This window comes from Cohnella sp. (assembly GCF_041640265.1).
Lineage (GTDB): Bacteria > Bacillota > Bacilli > Paenibacillales > Paenibacillaceae > Cohnella.
This window is the reverse complement of record NZ_JBEQAP010000018.1, coordinates 83,760-100,127: the sequence shown is the minus strand read 5'-3', so window position 1 is coordinate 100,127 and position 16,368 is coordinate 83,760. Positions and strand designations below refer to the sequence as shown.

General features: G+C 46.8%; 17 protein-coding genes. 11 read left to right on the top strand and 6 right to left on the bottom strand.

Annotated elements, in window-relative coordinates:
* The first annotated feature begins 236 nt into the window (after positions 1–236).
* The 5 genes from ACESLK_RS14855 to kduD all read left to right on the top strand — a co-directional run bounded on the left by ACESLK_RS14855 (position 237) and on the right by kduD (position 4,642).
* Entirely contained in the window at positions 237–1,058 is an 822-nt protein-coding gene (locus tag ACESLK_RS14855) for a DUF6492 family protein (protein WP_373230306.1), read from the top strand.
* The gene (locus ACESLK_RS14850; protein WP_373230305.1) at positions 1,055–2,173 is read left to right on the top strand and encodes a glycosyltransferase family 4 protein; all 1,119 of its coding nucleotides are present in this window, start codon (positions 1,055–1,057) and stop codon (positions 2,171–2,173) included. Before ACESLK_RS14855 ends, ACESLK_RS14850 begins: the two co-directional genes overlap by 4 nt.
* A gap of 94 nt (positions 2,174–2,267) precedes the next feature.
* A complete protein-coding gene (gene kduI / locus ACESLK_RS14845) occupies positions 2,268–3,098 on the top strand; it encodes a 5-dehydro-4-deoxy-D-glucuronate isomerase (protein ID WP_373230304.1) in 831 nt (276 codons plus the stop codon).
* Positions 3,099–3,129: 31 nt separating this feature from the next.
* Positions 3,130–3,900 (top strand): DeoR/GlpR family DNA-binding transcription regulator, encoded by a 771-nt coding sequence (locus ACESLK_RS14840; RefSeq protein ID WP_373230303.1) that lies wholly within the window; start codon positions 3,130–3,132, stop codon positions 3,898–3,900.
* On the top strand, positions 3,872–4,642 hold the full coding sequence (kduD, locus tag ACESLK_RS14835) for a 2-dehydro-3-deoxy-D-gluconate 5-dehydrogenase KduD (protein ID WP_373230302.1): 771 nt from the start codon (positions 3,872–3,874) through the stop codon (positions 4,640–4,642). Before ACESLK_RS14840 ends, kduD begins: the two co-directional genes overlap by 29 nt.
* Positions 4,643–4,646: 4 nt before the next feature.
* Here the strand turns inward: kduD and ACESLK_RS14830 are convergent, their stop codons facing one another.
* Positions 4,647–5,600 carry a M23 family metallopeptidase gene (locus ACESLK_RS14830; RefSeq protein ID WP_373230314.1) on the bottom strand — a complete coding sequence of 318 codons (954 nt, stop codon included), beginning with the start codon at positions 5,598–5,600 and terminating at the stop codon, positions 4,647–4,649.
* A gap of 206 nt (positions 5,601–5,806) precedes the next feature.
* Between ACESLK_RS14830 and lipA the strand changes: the two genes are divergently transcribed.
* Together lipA and ACESLK_RS14820 are read left to right on the top strand one after the other, a co-directional pair.
* Complete coding sequence (gene lipA / locus ACESLK_RS14825) at positions 5,807–6,712, top strand: lipoyl synthase (RefSeq protein ID WP_373230301.1); 906 nt, start codon at positions 5,807–5,809, stop codon at positions 6,710–6,712.
* Positions 6,709–7,650: a YutD family protein gene (locus ACESLK_RS14820; protein ID WP_373230300.1), complete on the top strand. Its 942-nt coding sequence runs from the start codon at positions 6,709–6,711 to the stop codon at positions 7,648–7,650. The genes lipA and ACESLK_RS14820 overlap by 4 nt, the downstream gene beginning before the upstream one ends.
* Positions 7,651–7,724: 74 nt before the next feature.
* Here the strand turns inward: ACESLK_RS14820 and ACESLK_RS14815 are convergent, their stop codons facing one another.
* Both ACESLK_RS14815 and ACESLK_RS14810 read right to left on the bottom strand, forming a co-directional pair.
* Positions 7,725–8,522, bottom strand: a complete 798-nt coding sequence (locus tag ACESLK_RS14815) for an NAD kinase (protein ID WP_373230298.1) — start codon at positions 8,520–8,522, stop codon at positions 7,725–7,727.
* A 124-nt stretch (positions 8,523–8,646) separates the two neighbouring features.
* Positions 8,647–9,891: a nucleoside recognition domain-containing protein gene (locus ACESLK_RS14810; protein WP_373230297.1), complete on the bottom strand. Its 1,245-nt coding sequence runs from the start codon at positions 9,889–9,891 to the stop codon at positions 8,647–8,649.
* 495 nt (positions 9,892–10,386) lie between these two features.
* Between ACESLK_RS14810 and ACESLK_RS14805 the strand changes: the two genes are divergently transcribed.
* Entirely contained in the window at positions 10,387–10,770 is a 384-nt protein-coding gene (locus ACESLK_RS14805) for a globin domain-containing protein (RefSeq protein WP_373230296.1), read from the top strand.
* Between the two features lie 15 nt (positions 10,771–10,785).
* Entirely contained in the window at positions 10,786–11,487 is a 702-nt protein-coding gene (locus ACESLK_RS14800; RefSeq protein ID WP_373230295.1) for a DUF2225 domain-containing protein, read from the top strand.
* A 15-nt stretch (positions 11,488–11,502) separates the two neighbouring features.
* On the opposite strand, the gene ACESLK_RS14795 is transcribed toward ACESLK_RS14800, so the two are convergent.
* The gene (locus tag ACESLK_RS14795; protein WP_373230294.1) at positions 11,503–11,745 is read right to left on the bottom strand and encodes a hypothetical protein; all 243 of its coding nucleotides are present in this window, start codon (positions 11,743–11,745) and stop codon (positions 11,503–11,505) included.
* Between the two features lie 74 nt (positions 11,746–11,819).
* Between ACESLK_RS14795 and ACESLK_RS14790 the strand changes: the two genes are divergently transcribed.
* Positions 11,820–13,610 carry a M3 family oligoendopeptidase gene (locus tag ACESLK_RS14790; protein WP_373230293.1) on the top strand — a complete coding sequence of 597 codons (1,791 nt, stop codon included), beginning with the start codon at positions 11,820–11,822 and terminating at the stop codon, positions 13,608–13,610.
* A gap of 155 nt (positions 13,611–13,765) precedes the next feature.
* Entirely contained in the window at positions 13,766–14,161 is a 396-nt protein-coding gene (locus ACESLK_RS14785) for an O-methyltransferase (RefSeq protein WP_373230292.1), read from the top strand.
* A 72-nt stretch (positions 14,162–14,233) separates the two neighbouring features.
* On the opposite strand, the gene ACESLK_RS14780 is transcribed toward ACESLK_RS14785, so the two are convergent.
* The gene (locus ACESLK_RS14780) at positions 14,234–15,241 is read right to left on the bottom strand and encodes a TIGR03943 family putative permease subunit (protein WP_373230291.1); all 1,008 of its coding nucleotides are present in this window, start codon (positions 15,239–15,241) and stop codon (positions 14,234–14,236) included.
* Positions 15,242–15,259: 18 nt separating this feature from the next.
* Positions 15,260–16,318, bottom strand: a complete 1,059-nt coding sequence (locus ACESLK_RS14775; RefSeq protein ID WP_373230290.1) for a permease — start codon at positions 16,316–16,318, stop codon at positions 15,260–15,262.
* Between the last annotated feature and the right edge of the window lie 50 nt (positions 16,319–16,368).

The window sequence follows — 16,368 nt, the reverse complement described above, 5'->3', positions numbered from 1 at the left end:
ATTTGAACGTAGCATGGAAACACCATCCGTTCGGTATAAGTTTAGTTATATTATACCATATTAACGCGGTGTCGCATTAAATTAATTGGACATAATAAAAGCTGTCGAGACTTTCTCGACAGCCTGGCTGCCTTAGGCAGTCTTTTTTCTTAATCGGTCTTATGGAGTAATGCCTATTCCTTTTGTTCCATACTGGCATATCATGATTCCATTCCTTGTTAAATGGAGTTGAGTAGATGTCAGTCCTCATCAAAGGTCAATCAAGCAGCACCAAAATAGATATCCTGATTCCTGCAATAGAGAAAGATCTAGTGACGCTTCCCTATGTCATTGATGCTGTCAAAAAACAGGTAAAGCATCCCATCGGCCAAATTCTGATCGTTGCTCCAAAACGGAGAAGAATAATGGAGCTATGCAGGCGAAAAGGGTGCAAGTTCGTCGATGAGAATAAGGTTCTCCCCATCTCGAAAAAAAACATTCACTATCGTTCTAAGAAATGGGAAAGATCCGGGTGGTTGTTCCAGCAATTATTGAAAATGAGCGGGGACACCCTTTGTAGCTCAGAATACTTCCTGGCCATTGACGCCGACACTTTATTAATTCGTCCGCATCTATTCAGAACGGGTAAGAAGACGGTGTTTTATTGCCGGAAATGGAGCCAGCCCGAATACTTCAAAACTTACAGAAGACTTCTGGGTAAAAAACCCTCCTCAACCTCCTCTTTTGTCACCCACTATATGTTATTTAATAAGTCGAAGCTGGCGCAGTTAAAAAGAACCCTCAAATCGAAACATCAAACAAGCTGGTATAAGGCGATCTTAAGCAAGATGGACAAATCTAAGCAGTTCGCTTTTTCCGAATTCGAAACCTATGGAAATTTCCTTTATTCCATCAATCCGGGAGGGGTTATTCTCAAGAGAGCATTAAATAAGAGCCTAAATATGAACATTGGGGAGATAACACGAAAAAGGGTTAATGCGCTTTCGAAAAGGTACAGGTCGATCTCGTTCCATAAGCGTAAAGGTTATGTAAGAAAAACAAGAGTGGAAAGCAAATGACCCCCTATCAAGTCGTATGGAAAGGGCCTGTCAACAAAGCCTCTGGTCTTGGTATCGCCAGCAGAGAGTACGTTCGGGCGTTGAGAAGGCAAGGGGTGAGTACCGCGGTCGGAGCTGCGAGGAGCAGGTCAATTCAACTATCAAAGAAGCGTAAGGTCTTAATTTATCATTACTCCCCCCATACTCTGAACATAAGGAAGGAAAGAAAGCATTTCAATACGATCATTATCAACACCGTCTGGGAGACGACCCGAATCCCCAAGCGGTGGCGAAGGACAATCAATCAAGCCGATGCTGTGTGCGTTCCTTCACTTCAGAACAAGCAGGCCATGCGAAACAGCGGAGTGAGGGTTCCCGTATTCATCGTTCCCCATGGCGTACATGCTCGGAGGTTTACTCCTAAGAGTAAGAAGCTGCCTGCTAAGAAAACGAATCGGAAATTCACTTTTATTTCCATATTCGGCTTTCAGCACCGTAAAAATCCCGAAGCCTTGCTAAAGGCCTATTGGCAAGAGTTTTCCTCCGCCGATCATGTGCATCTAATCATCAAAACAAGAGGATACGCACCCTATGAGAATGAAAAGTGGATCCGCGCCCGAATACAAGCCTACAAAGCTAATCTTGGCATTCGCAAGAAAACGGCCCCGATTCAGATTGTTACCCGACATTTAAATTCCAAGGCGCTTAGAAGCATTTATGCGCAGGGGCATGCCTTTGTTCTGCCTACCCGGGGCGAAGGAGTCGGCTTGCCGTTTCTAGAATCGCTCTCCAGCGGCGTTCCCGTGATAACAACCGGTTGGGGCGGACATATGGACTTCTTAACAAATAAAAATTCTTTCCTAGTTCACTATAAATTAAGACCACCTGTCATTGGCATGAACCGTAAATCCTCGATCTCACGCCAATTTCGCCATTTGTTCTCGGAAAGAGATCAACTATGGGCGGAACCGGATATCGGCAGTTTAAGAAGACAAATGAGAAATGCCTATGAAAATCCACTTTTATGTAAGAAGAAAGGGCATCGAGCCAGGCGAGACGCGCTTAATTTGACTTGGAATCGTGCGGGTATTTCATTCAAGAAAGCCATAGAAAAGGTGATCCGGACTAAGAAATAGGACGGGTCTTTTTTTTGTAATTAAGGTTCGTATATGTTCGAAAAAGTATGTTATAATAGAAAAAAACAAATTCGCACGAGGAGGAATATTAATTATGGAAATCCGGCACTCAACAAATCCGGCCGATGCCAAGCACTACGACACAGCGAGGTTGCGCCAGCAATATTTAATCGAAAGCTTATTTCAAGCAGATAAAGTCAAAATGGTGTACGCCCACGATGATCGTATGATTATAGGTGGAGCATCGCCGATTAAAGAAACATTAACGCTGGAAGCTGCGGATATCTTGAAAACGGAATATTTTCTGGAGCGTCGTGAAATCGCATTTATTAATATTGGCGGAGAAGCGGTTATTGAGGCAGACGGTGAACGTTACACTCTTAGCAAGCTGGATACTCTGTATGTAGGAAAAGGGACGAAGGAAGTTAAGCTATCCAGCGGGAATGCTGCTGAGCCTGCCAAAATTTACTTCTGCTCCGCACTCGCACATGCGACCTTCCCAACTCGTAAAGTGTCCGTTAAAGAAGCAAACACACTTAACCTTGGATCGCTTGAGAGCTCTAATGAACGTACGATCCATCAGATTGTTCATGAAGGCGGCATTCAGACCTGTCAACTGATGCTCGGTGTAACCCTATTCAAACCAGGAAGTGTATGGAACACAATGCCGGCTCATCTTCACGATCGCCGGATGGAAGCCTATCTCTACTTCGATATGAACGCCGATGCTCGCGTATTCCACTTCATGGGTGAAGCGGACGAAACGCGTCACCTCGTTGTGGCGAACGAGCAAGCGATCATTTCCCCAAGCTGGTCTATCCATTCCGGAGCAGGTACAAGCAGCTATGCGTTTATTTGGTCGATGGCCGGGGAGAACTACACCTTCAAGGACATGGATGTTGTAGCCATGGATACATTGAAGTAAGTTCAACTGAAAGCGGGAGGAACGCCTAATCATGCTTGCTATAACGCGTCATCAATTCATCCTGGATTTGCTCCAGACGCAAGGATCCGTGCAGGTTTCCGAACTGAGCGAGCGGTTTGAAGTTACTTCTAAGACGATACGCGAGGACTTGGAGAAGCTGGAGGAGAAGGGTCTTCTGAGAAGAATTCATGGGGGCGCGGTTAGCCAGAATGATCAAGCGGATGCCATGCTGCCTTTGCAGTTTCCGAATACAAAGTACTTGAAGGAAAAAGAAGCCATCGCGATCCACGCTCTGCGGTATATTCAGCAGCATGATGTCATTGCGCTTGATGCGGGCAGCACGACCTTGGAGATTGCCAAGAGGCTTCCTAATATGCCGCTCACCGTGCTAACCAACGATCTTCTTATTATTCGGGAATTGTTGGTGAAGGATCAGATTCGGCTAGTTGTGCCTGGTGGTTACCGACATCATAACGTGCTTGTAGGCAATGATGCTTTAGAATGGCTGACACGCTTAAATGTTCAGAAGCTGTTTCTGTCAGCAACAGGAGTCCATGATAAATTCGGGCTTTCTGTTTTTACCAGCGAATTAATGGATTTAAAGAAAGCCTATATCTCTGAAGCTAAAGAAATTTATGGCGTAGCCGATCATAGCAAGTTCGATCGCGCTGCGCTGCTAACCTTCGCGGCTTTACAGGACTTACATGTTCTGATTACAGACGATGGGCTTGAGGATGAGCTATTGCAACGTTATGAAGGAGGTTCGGTGAAAATTGAAAGAGCATCCACAAAATCGATTTGATTTATCCGGAAAAACCGCGGTCGTTACCGGAGCGGGACGCGGTTTAGGACAAGCGATCGCCACGGGTCTAGCTGAGGCTGGTGCCAATATCGTACTCGTGACGAACCGTACCTCTGCCGAGGAGACGAAGTCAAGAGTTGAAGCCTTGGGTAGAAAAGCGAGGATCGTTCAAGTCGATATCGCTGATCGCAGTAAGCTTCCTTCTATAATCGATGCAGCAGTCGAAGCGTTTGGAGGACTTGATATCCTGGTAAACAATGCAGGTATTATACGTCGCACACCAGCTGCAGAACATGCCTATTCCGACTGGCAGGAAGTACTGGACGTGAATTTGAATTCCGTCTTTGTTCTATGCCAAATGGCAGGAGAGCTTATGATTGAGCAGGGTTATGGCAAAATTATTAATATCGCCTCCATGCTTTCGTTCCAAGGCGGAATTAATGTTCCGGGTTATACGGCAAGTAAGCATGCGGTAGCCGGATTGACTAAAGCGCTGGCCAACGAATGGGCTTCCAAAGGTATACAGGTGAATGCGATTGCCCCTGGCTACATGACAACAGACAATACGGAAGCCTTGCGTAATGATCCCGCAAGAAGCCGCCAAATTCTTGAACGGATTCCTGCGGCACGCTGGGGAACAGACGAAGATCTGATTGGTCCTGCTATTTTCTTGGCATCAAATGCTTCCAATTATATGAACGGACATGTTCTATGCGTGGATGGCGGCTGGATGAACCGCTAGACGATTAACGATGAACGCGAAGGGCCTTCCGTTCTTCGCGTTCCCAATGGCGAAGCATCGGATAGGGGTCGAATGCCCATTCAACTAGACCTCTGTCCCGGTAAATACCATAATGAAGATGCGGGGGAAATTTCCCCTGCGTTCCGGGACGGCCATAACCTGAGCTGCCTACCCATCCGATAATTTGACCAGGCCGGACTACATCTCCGGTCTTTATTTTTTTCTCGTATCCCGACATATGAGCGTAGTAGTGATACAAGTTATTTAAATCCCGTATGCCGATACGCCAACCGCCGAAAGGGTTCCAGCCCTTTACCTCAATGACACCATAACAGGTGCTTCTAACAGGAACCCCGTAACCCGCGAAAATATCCGTACCTTCATGAATTCGGTAGCCACCCCAGCTGCGGCTGTTGCCCCAAGTGCTTCGGAAGGAATATACACTTCCAAGCGGCAGTGGAAAGGCGTGAGCGTCCAAATCCAATCGATCAAAAAACTTATATAACTGAGCAAATTGCCGGATGCGCTGAACGGCGCGAGTATTGTGGTAATACTCCCAAAGACCGATGCTGAAATCCTCTTCGGCACTCCCTTGTTTTAAAGCTTCTGCGGCTATTGAGTAAAGCAGATCCTCATCCGTATTGCGATTGGCGATTCCATCTCCAGAGCCGTCTTTACCGATTCCATGGAAAAAACGAATGGAAGCGGGGGAGGAATCGTTCCGATCGGGGTTCAAGACTCCGATCCAATCCTGTTCGGAGATGAAGATTCCCGTTAACGCATCCTTATTAATGGGTCTTGTTCGGGGATGGGCGGCCGATAACGTACGTTCATACTGATCGATGGCGGCTAAGTACTGCCATTCTATCCCGGTTTTGATGCTTAAGCCTTCATAGAGCTGACGGCGCTGCTTAGTTAGCTCCTCCTGTTGGGTAGCGGCTCTCTCACTATATACTATAGAGCTATTCCCGCTCACAATCAGCAGGAGTAAGACAATTACGATTGACCGCCATAGGAGGTCAATCGGTTTCCTGCAACAACTCCAGCCTTTTTGCAGCAACTTTGCTCCTCCCTTACTCAATAACATGTAGGAGTAGGGTTTACAGATCATTGGTTTTTATTCTAATCATGCTATAATAAGGGGACAGAAAGAGGGGAATTCCAATGACGACTAGCGCCAAACCGCGCAAACCCGACTGGCTGAAGATTAAACTAACAACAGGCGAACCTTATCAGGAGCTTAAGAAAGTGATGAGGAGTAAGACGCTTCATACTGTATGCGAAGAAGCTCGCTGTCCGAACATATATGAATGCTGGGCGAATCGTACGGCAACGTTTATGATCTTGGGTGATATCTGTACCCGAGCTTGCCGTTTCTGCGCTGTAAAGACAGGTCTTCCTACTGAGCTCGACTTGCAAGAGCCGGAGCGTGTAGCTGAAGCCGCGGAGCAAATGGGGCTGAAGCATTGTGTTGTAACCTCTGTTGCAAGGGACGATCTGAAGGATGGAGGTTCTACGATCTTCGCTGAGACAGTGAAGGCCATCCGTAAGAAGCTTCCTTTCTGCAGCGTTGAAGTGCTTATTCCGGATTTCCTTGGTAATAGGGATTCCCTGCAAATCGTAATGGATGTTAAACCGGACATTCTTAACCACAATATCGAAACGGTAGAACGTCTATCGGACAGAGTTCGTGCGAAGGCGAAATACAATCGTTCTCTTGAGCTGCTTAGACAAGCTAAGGAAATGAATCCTGATATCCCTACGAAATCAAGCATTATGCTTGGTTTAGGCGAATCCTGGGAAGAAATTCTTCAAACCATGGACGATCTTCGAGCCGTAGATTGTAACATACTAACGTTGGGACAATATTTGCAGCCGACTTCCTCTCATCTTAACGTAGAGCGTTACGTTCATCCTGACGAATTCGCAGCATTGAAGATTGAAGGATTGAACCGTGGATTCTCTCATGTGGAATCCGCACCATTCGTACGAAGTTCTTATCATGCGCATGAGCAAGTAAAATCAGCAGAAGCGCATGCGACTAGCATTCGGGAGGAGAGCCTATCATGATTTTCATGGCAGGAGGCAACGCATACTCGCTTTTTCATGAACATAAGAGCGGATGGAACCCTGAAGCTTTCCGTGAAAGATTCAGCGAAGTTTTGGAGCGTTTCGACTATATCGTCGGGGACTGGGGATATAACCAGCTTCGCCTTCGGGGCTTCTATAAAGATGGACATCCAAGGGCTACCAAGGAAAGCGCAATTTCAAGCTTTGTCGATTATATAAACGAGTATTGTAATTTTGGATGCGCGTATTTCGTGCTTAACAAATTAGATAGCAGCACGCTGCCTCCAGAAGCGCTAATCATGAAAGAAGAAACACCTGAGGCGATCGTTGCAATGAATGAAACAGGGGAGCAGGTGGCAGAGACAGCTGCGACAGCAGCGCCGCCGATTACTCCCGTTATCATTAATGGTCAAATCATGCGTTGGCCTATCAAGGAGCGTGCAGGTGGTCCTGTCAGAGCACCAAATGTGACTGTATCAGCGGTTGCCAGGGCTGCTGCGGACGCGGAACGCCGCAATGCAAGCGCTAATGTGAATCAGAATTTTCCATCCGGTTCTTCTAGCCAAGCTAGGGGAAGTCAATCAAGACAGGGACAGGACAGCGGGAATGCGAATCGCCAAGGACGATCCTACAGCGGACCATCTGGCGGCGGGGATCGCCGTCAGCAGTCACAAGGGCAGGGCGGACCTTCTGCTAAACCGTATCCACCACGCAGCCCTCGCCCACAAGGTAATGAACAGGCAATCAGATCGATTGAAGAAACGCAAACCTCGGAGCATGGAAGCTTGCACACCGACCATTCGCATAATGATGCTGCGCGGAACGATAACCGTTGGTCAAGTAAAAATCGCCGTCGCAAAAGCTTTGGAGGCAAGCCAAACTACCGTCCGGACGGAGCGCCTCGCTCGGATATCGGTAACCCCCGTTCTGGTGAATAATCTCAAAAAAGTCTGTTATCCCGCTTGCGGATAACAGACTTTTTTTGGGGGTTTATTGCATAGCAGATCCAACTTCAATGATTACCAGATCCAATGAAAGCTTCTCTAACGCGGTTCCAGAACGGAAAAGGGCGATACCTTGCGAAAGTCACTTTTTTCTCTGATACCCTGCAAGTAATGGATTGAACATCGGACATCTGCATAACGAGATGGTCAATGCCGATGAACAGCTCCTCCTCAGGGTCGGGGATAATATCACAATGATGATGCTTCGGAAGAATCACAGAAGAGCCTAGCGTCCGATAAACGCGATTGTTTATCGAAGCAATCTCCGCGATCTGCAAGGCTTCGAGAAAAGGATGGATAACAGCTCCGCCAAGACTCTTGTTGTATCCCGTACTGCCCGAAGGTGTAGAGATGACGATACCGTCCCCGCGAAACATCTCGAACGGCTCGTCATTAATATGAAGCGCAGCAACCAGCGTACCATCAACGCTCTTCAACGTAAATTCGTTAAGTGCCAGATATTCGGAGGTGCCTGTCCGGGTCGTAATATCAATATGCAGTAAAGGATATTGAACTCTACCGGGCTGCGAGGTTACCATTAAGTCTAATAATTCGGACAGCTCGTCCTTCTTCCAATCCGCGTAGAATCCGAGATGTCCTGTGTGAATTCCGATAAAAGCAACTTCCTCAATCTGCTCCTTAAATCGATGAAAGGCCTGAAGGAGTGTGCCGTCTCCGCCGATTGATAAGACAATATCCGGTGATTTCTCATTGACCGTGAATCCTCTGGCACTTGCTAATGTTTGAAATTTCTTCGATAGTTCCCGGGATAATCGGTCTCCCCGGTCAAGCAGTGCATAATTCAACTCTAGCCGCTCCTTCCAAAAAAACCTTATCTAATCATTCATTTTGGACGGCATTGTCCGTTTGATCACTGATTCGATAATAAACAATAACGGTAGGGAATACAATGCTCCACTCGACTTAATGTCATCTGAACCATTTACCAATACCTATGACCACAGTTCCCGCTGCGACGATAAGTGCAAGAATAGTTAGCGACAGAAGAGGAAGCCATGCAGTTAATGGGATTGAGGCATGATTGCAAACGGGAATATAGGATGTAAATACAGGTAAACTCATCATGCTTGCTTGATTAAATAGAGGCCATAATAAATAAATGAGCAGCATTGCGATAAGCCCATGCATCAGCCGGGCTCTTGCAAAGGATAGGTACCGCCAGTCGGTACGGCTCATGAGTCCAGCAACCTGTGCGTGAACGGACAGTCCTGCCCAAGAGAGGACGAAACCAGCTGCCGCGACCCGATGTACCAGAGGAATGGCTGTATCCGCTGCTGCGGCTTTGGCGCCAAGGGTCACCTCGAATATGCCTTTAACAAAGGACGGGGATAGATTCGGAGATAATCCGAATATATGTAATCCTCTCGATGTCATATCACGCAACATGGCTAAAAGTCCGCTTTGCACCAACAGCTCTAACGTTGCTGAGAAGAAAACAACTAAACCGCCTACAATCATCATTAAAGTTAGTGAGGATTGCAGGGATTGCTGCAGCAGCAGTCCGAATGGACGCCCATCCGCGATGCGTGCTTGATGCATGGCGGATAATGCCGCCCGCAATCTGCTGTAGTTAACAGGCTTTTCATCTCCGGTATGGGACTGAATCGGACTCCAAAAGCGGGAAACAATACCGATCAGTAACGCTCCGCCATAGTGACCGACAGCCAGAATAGGAGCGGGCTGCAAGCTTCCGAAAAAACCGATGCATACGGCGCCGATAAGGAAAATAGGATCGCTGGTCGTTGTCATCGCAACGAGACGTTCACCTTCATTTCTAGTGACTAGCTTCTGCTCCATCAAGCGGGAGGTTAAGCGAGCGCCCACGGGATAACCCGATGCAAATCCCAATGCGACAATGAAGCCTCCAACGCCGGGGAGACGGAATAAGGGGCGCATGAAGGGATCGAGTAAAGTGCCTGCTAGATGAACGATACCAAATCCGAGCAGCAGCTCAGACAATACAAAAAAAGGAAACAATGCCGGAAAGAGAACCTCCCACCATACGGAAACGCCGCGGAGAGAAGCCTGGAGAGCGACTTGCGGATCTGCTATTGCCAAAAAACCTATAAATAATGAAGCTCCACCGATCCCAACTACACTAGATAACGTGTACCAGCGGGTCGAGAAAGCTGGTTTGTTGTATAAATCACTCAATTTAGTTCCTCCAATCCAGAAGCCCTCTTGTCCCAATATATGTGAGACAAAGAACAAACTTTCCGATGACAAAAAAAGGTACACATTTTTAATGAAACCGTTTACAAAAATAGCGTGAAATTTGTCCGGTTATATGCTACAATAGGACTAAGAAATAACGAAGGAAGTTGTTAGTCAAAATCATCTGAGCTGGAGTGATGAGAATGGCGGGAATCGTTGCAGGACTGCTTGTATGCGCTTTCGTATATGTCATTCGTGAGTCATTAGTTAGAACTGAAGAAGAAATGTAGTATCCATATTTTCCGGTGTCGGCTTTTGTCGATTTTGATCGCCCCTTTTTGGGGCGATTTTTGCTTTTATATAACTGTTAATCTCTTCCTGTGTGGTATAATAGGCATGCAAAAGCATGTCCCTTATAGGACCTGCTACCCAAATCAAAGGATGATTCATGGAGGAGGAACAATCACTCCAGATTCTCATAATAGGAGGTACAATTTGTCCAGCTACGCCGATCTTTACGAGGACATCGGAGGAGCGGATGCAATCCGCGATATCGTAACTAAATTTTATCCGAAGGTCCAAGCGCATCCTTTACTTTCGCCTCTTTTTCCTAAGGACATCGATCCTGTGATGGAGAAACAATATTTGTTCCTGACTCAGTTTCTAGGAGGACCTTCACTCTATTCTGATCAATACGGCCATCCCATGATGAGAGCAAGGCACTTGCCATTCCCTATAACTCCAGAGAGAGCAGAAGCCTGGTTAGCATGTATGTCAGCCGCACTTGCGGAAACAACAATTCCAAAGCCGCTGCAGGAACTGTTGCTCGTACGTCTATCAGGACCTGCTCATCATTTTGTTAATACAGACCCATCCTAGAAGGAGAATAATATCATGGAGCCTCTTTATCAAATTAAAGTCCAATGTCTTTGCTGTGAATCGAACTATCAGACATCACGTGTGAGACCCAGCTTAAAGAAAGCATACAAAACGGATACCGACTTTTGCTCCTATTACAAAACAATCAATCCTGATTATTATGTTGTAAGGATATGTCCCTTCTGCGGCTTCGCGGCAACGGAGAACTTCAAGGAGAGTCTGAGCGAGAAGCAAAAAGCCGCCTATTACGAGAAATTGGGAAATCAGTGGAAACACCGAGATTATGGAATGGAGCGAGGAGAAACCGAGGCAATGGAATGCTATAAGCTTTCTCTCCTAACCGCTCAAGCTATCGGAGAGAAGGATCGTGTAATTGCCGCTTTATTGCATCATATCGCATGGTTGTACCGTTACGATGGAAAGCAAGAGCAAGAGAACCGCTTCCTGAAATTCGCTTTAGATGCCTATGTGCGAGTATATGAGACGGAGACAGATTCCCTTAGCAACGCTCGTTTAATGTTCTTGATCGGAGATTTGAACCGCCGGCTGGGTGAATTTAATCAAGCGGTGAGATGGTTCGGAAGAGTTATCCAAGATAAGAAAATTGTGGATGCAGCTATGATACGTGCCTCTCGAGAGCAATGGCAGAATATACGTGCAGAAATGACAGGACAAGGCTTGGAGCTGCCTGAGGAAATGCAGCAGAGCGGATCCTAGGACAGCCCTGTGTCCTTATGCTTTACGACGAACGGGACGGTTAGAAAGCAAATAATCTTGGTCAGCATCGATAAGTCGCAAAGTACTATGGCAGCATGGGAATACCAGTGTAATTTTTCGGGCGCCTCCGTACATACTCTTAATATCGGCTGGCTTCAGTGGAACAAGCACTTGGCTTTGCTCGCAAAACGGACATTCTTGTACATAAACTTCATTCATGATGATATCGTAAGGTAAGCTGTTACGAAACGGAATCACAACCAGGCACCCCTTTCACGTATATAAACATACAACAGGGTACCGGACAAGTGCAATGGAAATGGAGAGAAGCAATGATAAAACAACAATATTCCTTGATCTGGAACCTGGAGTCGCTATTTAATGGCGGATCTTCTTCACCTGTATTTAACGTTTTTGTTGAGGAATCCGACAAGCTCGTTATGGGATTGCTGAAGGAGCTTCAGGAAGCGGGAGAGACCGCTTCGGGGAATGAACAGTTGACGATATGGACAGATAAGATTCAGGATGTTTTAGCCAGATTGAGGGAAGCAGATTCCTTCGTATCCTGCTTAACCTCTCAACAAGTGAGCGACAAGCGCGCGGTTGCCTGGACGGAGAGAATTCAGATCTTGTCCGCTCGTTATCGGCAAGCATTGGACTTGTATGATGCTAAGTTATCTTCTATGCCGGAGGAACTCTTCAATGATTGGAGCAAACAGCCTAAGCTGGCACCCGTCTTGTTCTCTCTTAATGAACGCCGTGAAGCTGCAAGGGATAAGCTGCCGCCCGTATTAGAGGGTGTTGCTAGTGAACTTGCGGTTGACGGTTATCATGGCTGGGGAGAGCACTATAACACGATAGTCGGGCGTATTTCTATACCCTGGGAGGAAGATGGCGCAACAATTGCTCTATCTGTCGGTCAAGCAGACAATAAGCTGGATCATCCAGATCCGGCAGTCCGGGAACGGATGTCTTCACTATGGGAAGACGCATGGGCCGGCCAGGCTGATTTGTGCTCGGATGCCTTGAATCGATTGGCTGGCTTCCGTCTTAAGCTTTACGGGATGAGAGGCTGGAGCGATCCTTTGAGTGAACCGCTCCGAATCAATCGAATGAGCCGCAACACCTTGGACGCGATGTGGAATGCGGTAGAAGAAGGAATGGAGCCGCTCAAGAGATATTTGAAGCTTAAGGCGAATCGCTTCGGCAAAGAAAAGCTGTCATGGCATGATGTCAATGCTCCGATCGCGACGAGTCAGGCTACGATTCCCTATCATGAAGCGGCTGAGTTAATAACGGATGCCTTCGCGCAATTTTCGCCGAGCATGGCGAAGCTTGCGCAGAAGGCTTTCAATGATCGATGGATAGAAGCAGAGGACCGCAAGGGGAAACGGCCAGGAGGTTTCTGCACCAGTTTTCCTCTAAGTCGTCAGAGTCGGATATTTATGACTTACTCAGGAACAGCTAGTAATGTCTCTACTTTGGCACATGAGCTTGGTCATGCCTATCATGGAGCATTAGTCAAAGAATTGCCGCCTCTTGCTCAAGAGTATGCCATGAATGTCGCTGAGACTGCATCTACATTCGCTGAGGCACTTGTTAGTGATGCGCTGCTGCGCAGAGCGGATAGCGACGAGGAGAAGTTAGCTATATTGGATGATCGTCTGCAGCGTGCAGTAGCATTCTGTATGAACATTCGCGCCAGATTTCTGTTCGAAACCCGATTCTATAATCGCAGATCCTCAGGAATGTTGGAGACAGCTGAATTAAATGAATGGATGCTGCAAGCGCAGAAGGAAGCTTTCGGAGATGCTCTGGGAACCTGGCATCCTCATTTCTGGGCTGCAAAGCTGCATTTTTACTTAACGGATGTTCCGTTCTACAATTTCCCTTATACATTCGGCTACTTATTCAGCACTGGATTGGTTGCGGTTGCAGAGAGGGAAGGAGCTTCCTTCAGTGAAAAATATGACCAGTTGCTGCGGGACACAGGGGTTATGACAGTTGAGCAATTGGCCTCGCACCATCTTGGAGTCGCGCTTGACGAGCCTCAATTCTGGAAAGATGCCGTTACTCGTGTCGTTGCGGATGTTGAGCTGTTTTCTGCATTATGCATGGAATGAATCAACCGTTCCTGCCCAATCAAGGAGGGAATTACATTTTTCTCCATAGATAGACAAAATCATTGAAATAATCAGAAAATTCCATTATAATGAGCCTGAAGTCGTAAGTGATAATACCTAGATATTAGGATACGAAAGTACAAAGGAGGAAAATAATGACCTTAGAGCAGATTCCATTAGCTCGGCAAGTGGATGTGGTATTGGAGCAATTGAGTGGAGAATTGAGAGGGCTTACCGCAGGTACGATCGTAATTCAAATCCGTAATGATGCGGTTGGCAGATTTGGCATTCGTCACTTGCCAGTTGACTGCGGTAATTCTGACAGAGGTACTCATGGAATGACCGCTGCACAGGTTCAGAATCTGCGACGATTAGCCGTAGAAGCCCTTCGCCACAAGAATGGGTGGACACATGGGGAAATTTCATACGACTTTGTATTGAAACAAGACCAGGTTTACGTGAGCGTGCAATTTGAGTCCAATTACAACATGGCCAACCTGATGTTCCGGTTCTCACCTAAGAGCAGAAATCGCAGAGAAGCTTCTAACTAAAAGAGGTTTTACATAATGAAGAGCCAGCAAGCTCGGGTCGAGCTTGCTGGCTCTTCAACGTTAAAGTTCTTGTTATTCCAATCCAAAGTCTAAATCCGGAGACACATAAGGCTCATCCGGCGGCGTAATCTTCACAACCTTATTGACGTTGATTTGGATAATCTCAATGTCATTGTACATCGTTGTTTCCAGTTTCCCGGTTACGGTAACCCATTCATCGGTTTCTAAAGTGTTTGCCCTGCCGAATTTCACCATAACACCGTATGGGGAAGCATCCGCAGAGCAACAGTTAATGGCGAATCGACTTACTCCGAATTGCTGTGCTCCCATGGTATTCTCACGGTATACGAAGCCGCTGATTTGAATTGTCTTACCTATAAAAGCTGTTCGAAACAAGTCAATGGTCGTTAGGGTTTCAATAAATTGCTTTTCTTCAACTTTCACGAGTTCCTGTTTAACCAGCGTCCTGCCGAATTTGGCATAGCTTTCTGTGAATGAATCCGCAGGGAACAAAAGGTCAAGGGCATCCTCTTCATAGTCCCTGGTTTCCGAAGTCGGTGTTGAGGCTTCAGCCGTGGACTCAGAGCTATCGTTGTCCAGTTGGCCCCGATTGCTGTCGAGCGCTGCTTCGGTTTCCTCCGGCTCCGACACTAAAGTATCGGCAGGAGGCGCCGCGAACGGCTTAACGATTTGTTGGGGCGCGAACTGAACGCCTTTGGCTGAAGCCATGCTGCTGCCTAACAGTCCATCAGGCAACGTAAATCCAAGTACGAGCGGGAGGGCAAACCATCCGTACAAGAGTAAGCTTCTCGCCCAAGTTGACGGCATCTCATGATTACAGTCGCAGGAAGCTGCATTGGTGCTGCGATTGAACCAGGATCGAATCGCCAAGTAGAATTGTTGAGCGGCAACAACATATAACCCAAGGGCCGACAGTTTCACGATGAGCTGCATTCGCTCTGCAATATACAGATTTAGACTCCCTGTTCGAACAAGATAGACGATATAGAATGCGAAACCTGCTAATAGAACAGCTCTAACTAAATAATGGATTGCCGCAGCGGCAGAGTTTCTTTCCAAGTGGATTTCTCCCCTTTCTTATACGAGTCCGAGCCGATCGAATAGGATAGAGCCGACCAGCACGAGAATGGCGATCAACAGACTGAATTTAAGGACGAACCTTTTGCGGAACACAGCAAGCATCATGAATGTGTTTTTCAAATCAATCATTGGACCAAACACTAAGAAGGACAGCAGCGCAGCAGGTGGGAACATGCTGGTAAATGAGGCTGCGACAAAGGCGTCCGAGGTGGAGCAAAGCGATAGTACGTAGGCAAATCCCATCATGAAAAAGTGAGAAACAAGCTCATGGTCAGCAACCGCCGCAAAGGACTCCCGAGAGATAAAGGTTTGTAACAAAGCGGTAATAAAGGAACCCAGAATCAGGAATTTACCCATATCGAAAAATTCTTCGGCGGCATGTCCAGGTGTATCGGCCATCTTCTTAACCCAGTTGCCTTCGTGATTGTGCTCATGCATGTGTACATGAGGATGCTTGTGGCCATGAGAATGATCGTGATGATGGTTATGTACTTGTTCATTCACGCTATTTTCAGGCTTTAGAGGACTTTTTTTCATGAAATAATACAAGATAAGACCCAAGGCGATGGACACTAGGAAAGCGAGATAGAAGCGGGAATAAGCCAGCTCCTTGTTAGTCCGAAATGCGGCAAAGGTTGCACCGAAAACAATGGGGTTGATAATCGGCCCGGCAACAATATAGACAATACCGATGTAAGCGGGTAAGCCTTTGCGGATTAATCTGCGTACAATAGGAATCATACCGCATTCACATAATGGTAACACAATTCCCAATAAGCTGCCGAAAAGAGTACCGGCAATAGGATTGCGGGGAGTGAGCTTCTGGATAAGATTGTCCGATACGAACGCCTGCAATAGCGCGGAGATGAATACTCCGATGAGTAGGAAGGGTAATGCCTCTAGGATAATGCTTAGAAAAATAATTTTGAAATTCTGCAGCCGTGCGGAATCGAAGCTCCACTCTGAGACGTCTCTGCCAAAAAAGATTAGGACTAGCAGCGCTGCGCAAACAAGCGTAGCCGCACCTGTCACTAAGCGGAATAGTATACTCAGCACCGGTTCACTCCTTGCATCCATATAGTAATTATTACGATTAAAAGACAATA

Coding starts and splice junctions, on each gene's coding strand:
- ACESLK_RS14850 (WP_373230305.1), top strand. CDS start 1,055: ATGACCCCCTATCAAGTCGTATGGAAAGGGCCTGTCAACAAAGCCTCT.
- ACESLK_RS14855 (WP_373230306.1), top strand. CDS start 237: ATGTCAGTCCTCATCAAAGGTCAATCAAGCAGCACCAAAATAGATATC.
- ACESLK_RS14840 (WP_373230303.1), top strand. CDS start 3,130: ATGCTTGCTATAACGCGTCATCAATTCATCCTGGATTTGCTCCAGACG.
- lipA (WP_373230301.1), top strand. CDS start 5,807: ATGACGACTAGCGCCAAACCGCGCAAACCCGACTGGCTGAAGATTAAA.
- ACESLK_RS14820 (WP_373230300.1), top strand. CDS start 6,709: ATGATTTTCATGGCAGGAGGCAACGCATACTCGCTTTTTCATGAACAT.
- ACESLK_RS14785 (WP_373230292.1), top strand. CDS start 13,766: ATGACCTTAGAGCAGATTCCATTAGCTCGGCAAGTGGATGTGGTATTG.
- ACESLK_RS14800 (WP_373230295.1), top strand. CDS start 10,786: ATGGAGCCTCTTTATCAAATTAAAGTCCAATGTCTTTGCTGTGAATCG.
- ACESLK_RS14790 (WP_373230293.1), top strand. CDS start 11,820: ATGATAAAACAACAATATTCCTTGATCTGGAACCTGGAGTCGCTATTT.
- kduI (WP_373230304.1), top strand. CDS start 2,268: ATGGAAATCCGGCACTCAACAAATCCGGCCGATGCCAAGCACTACGAC.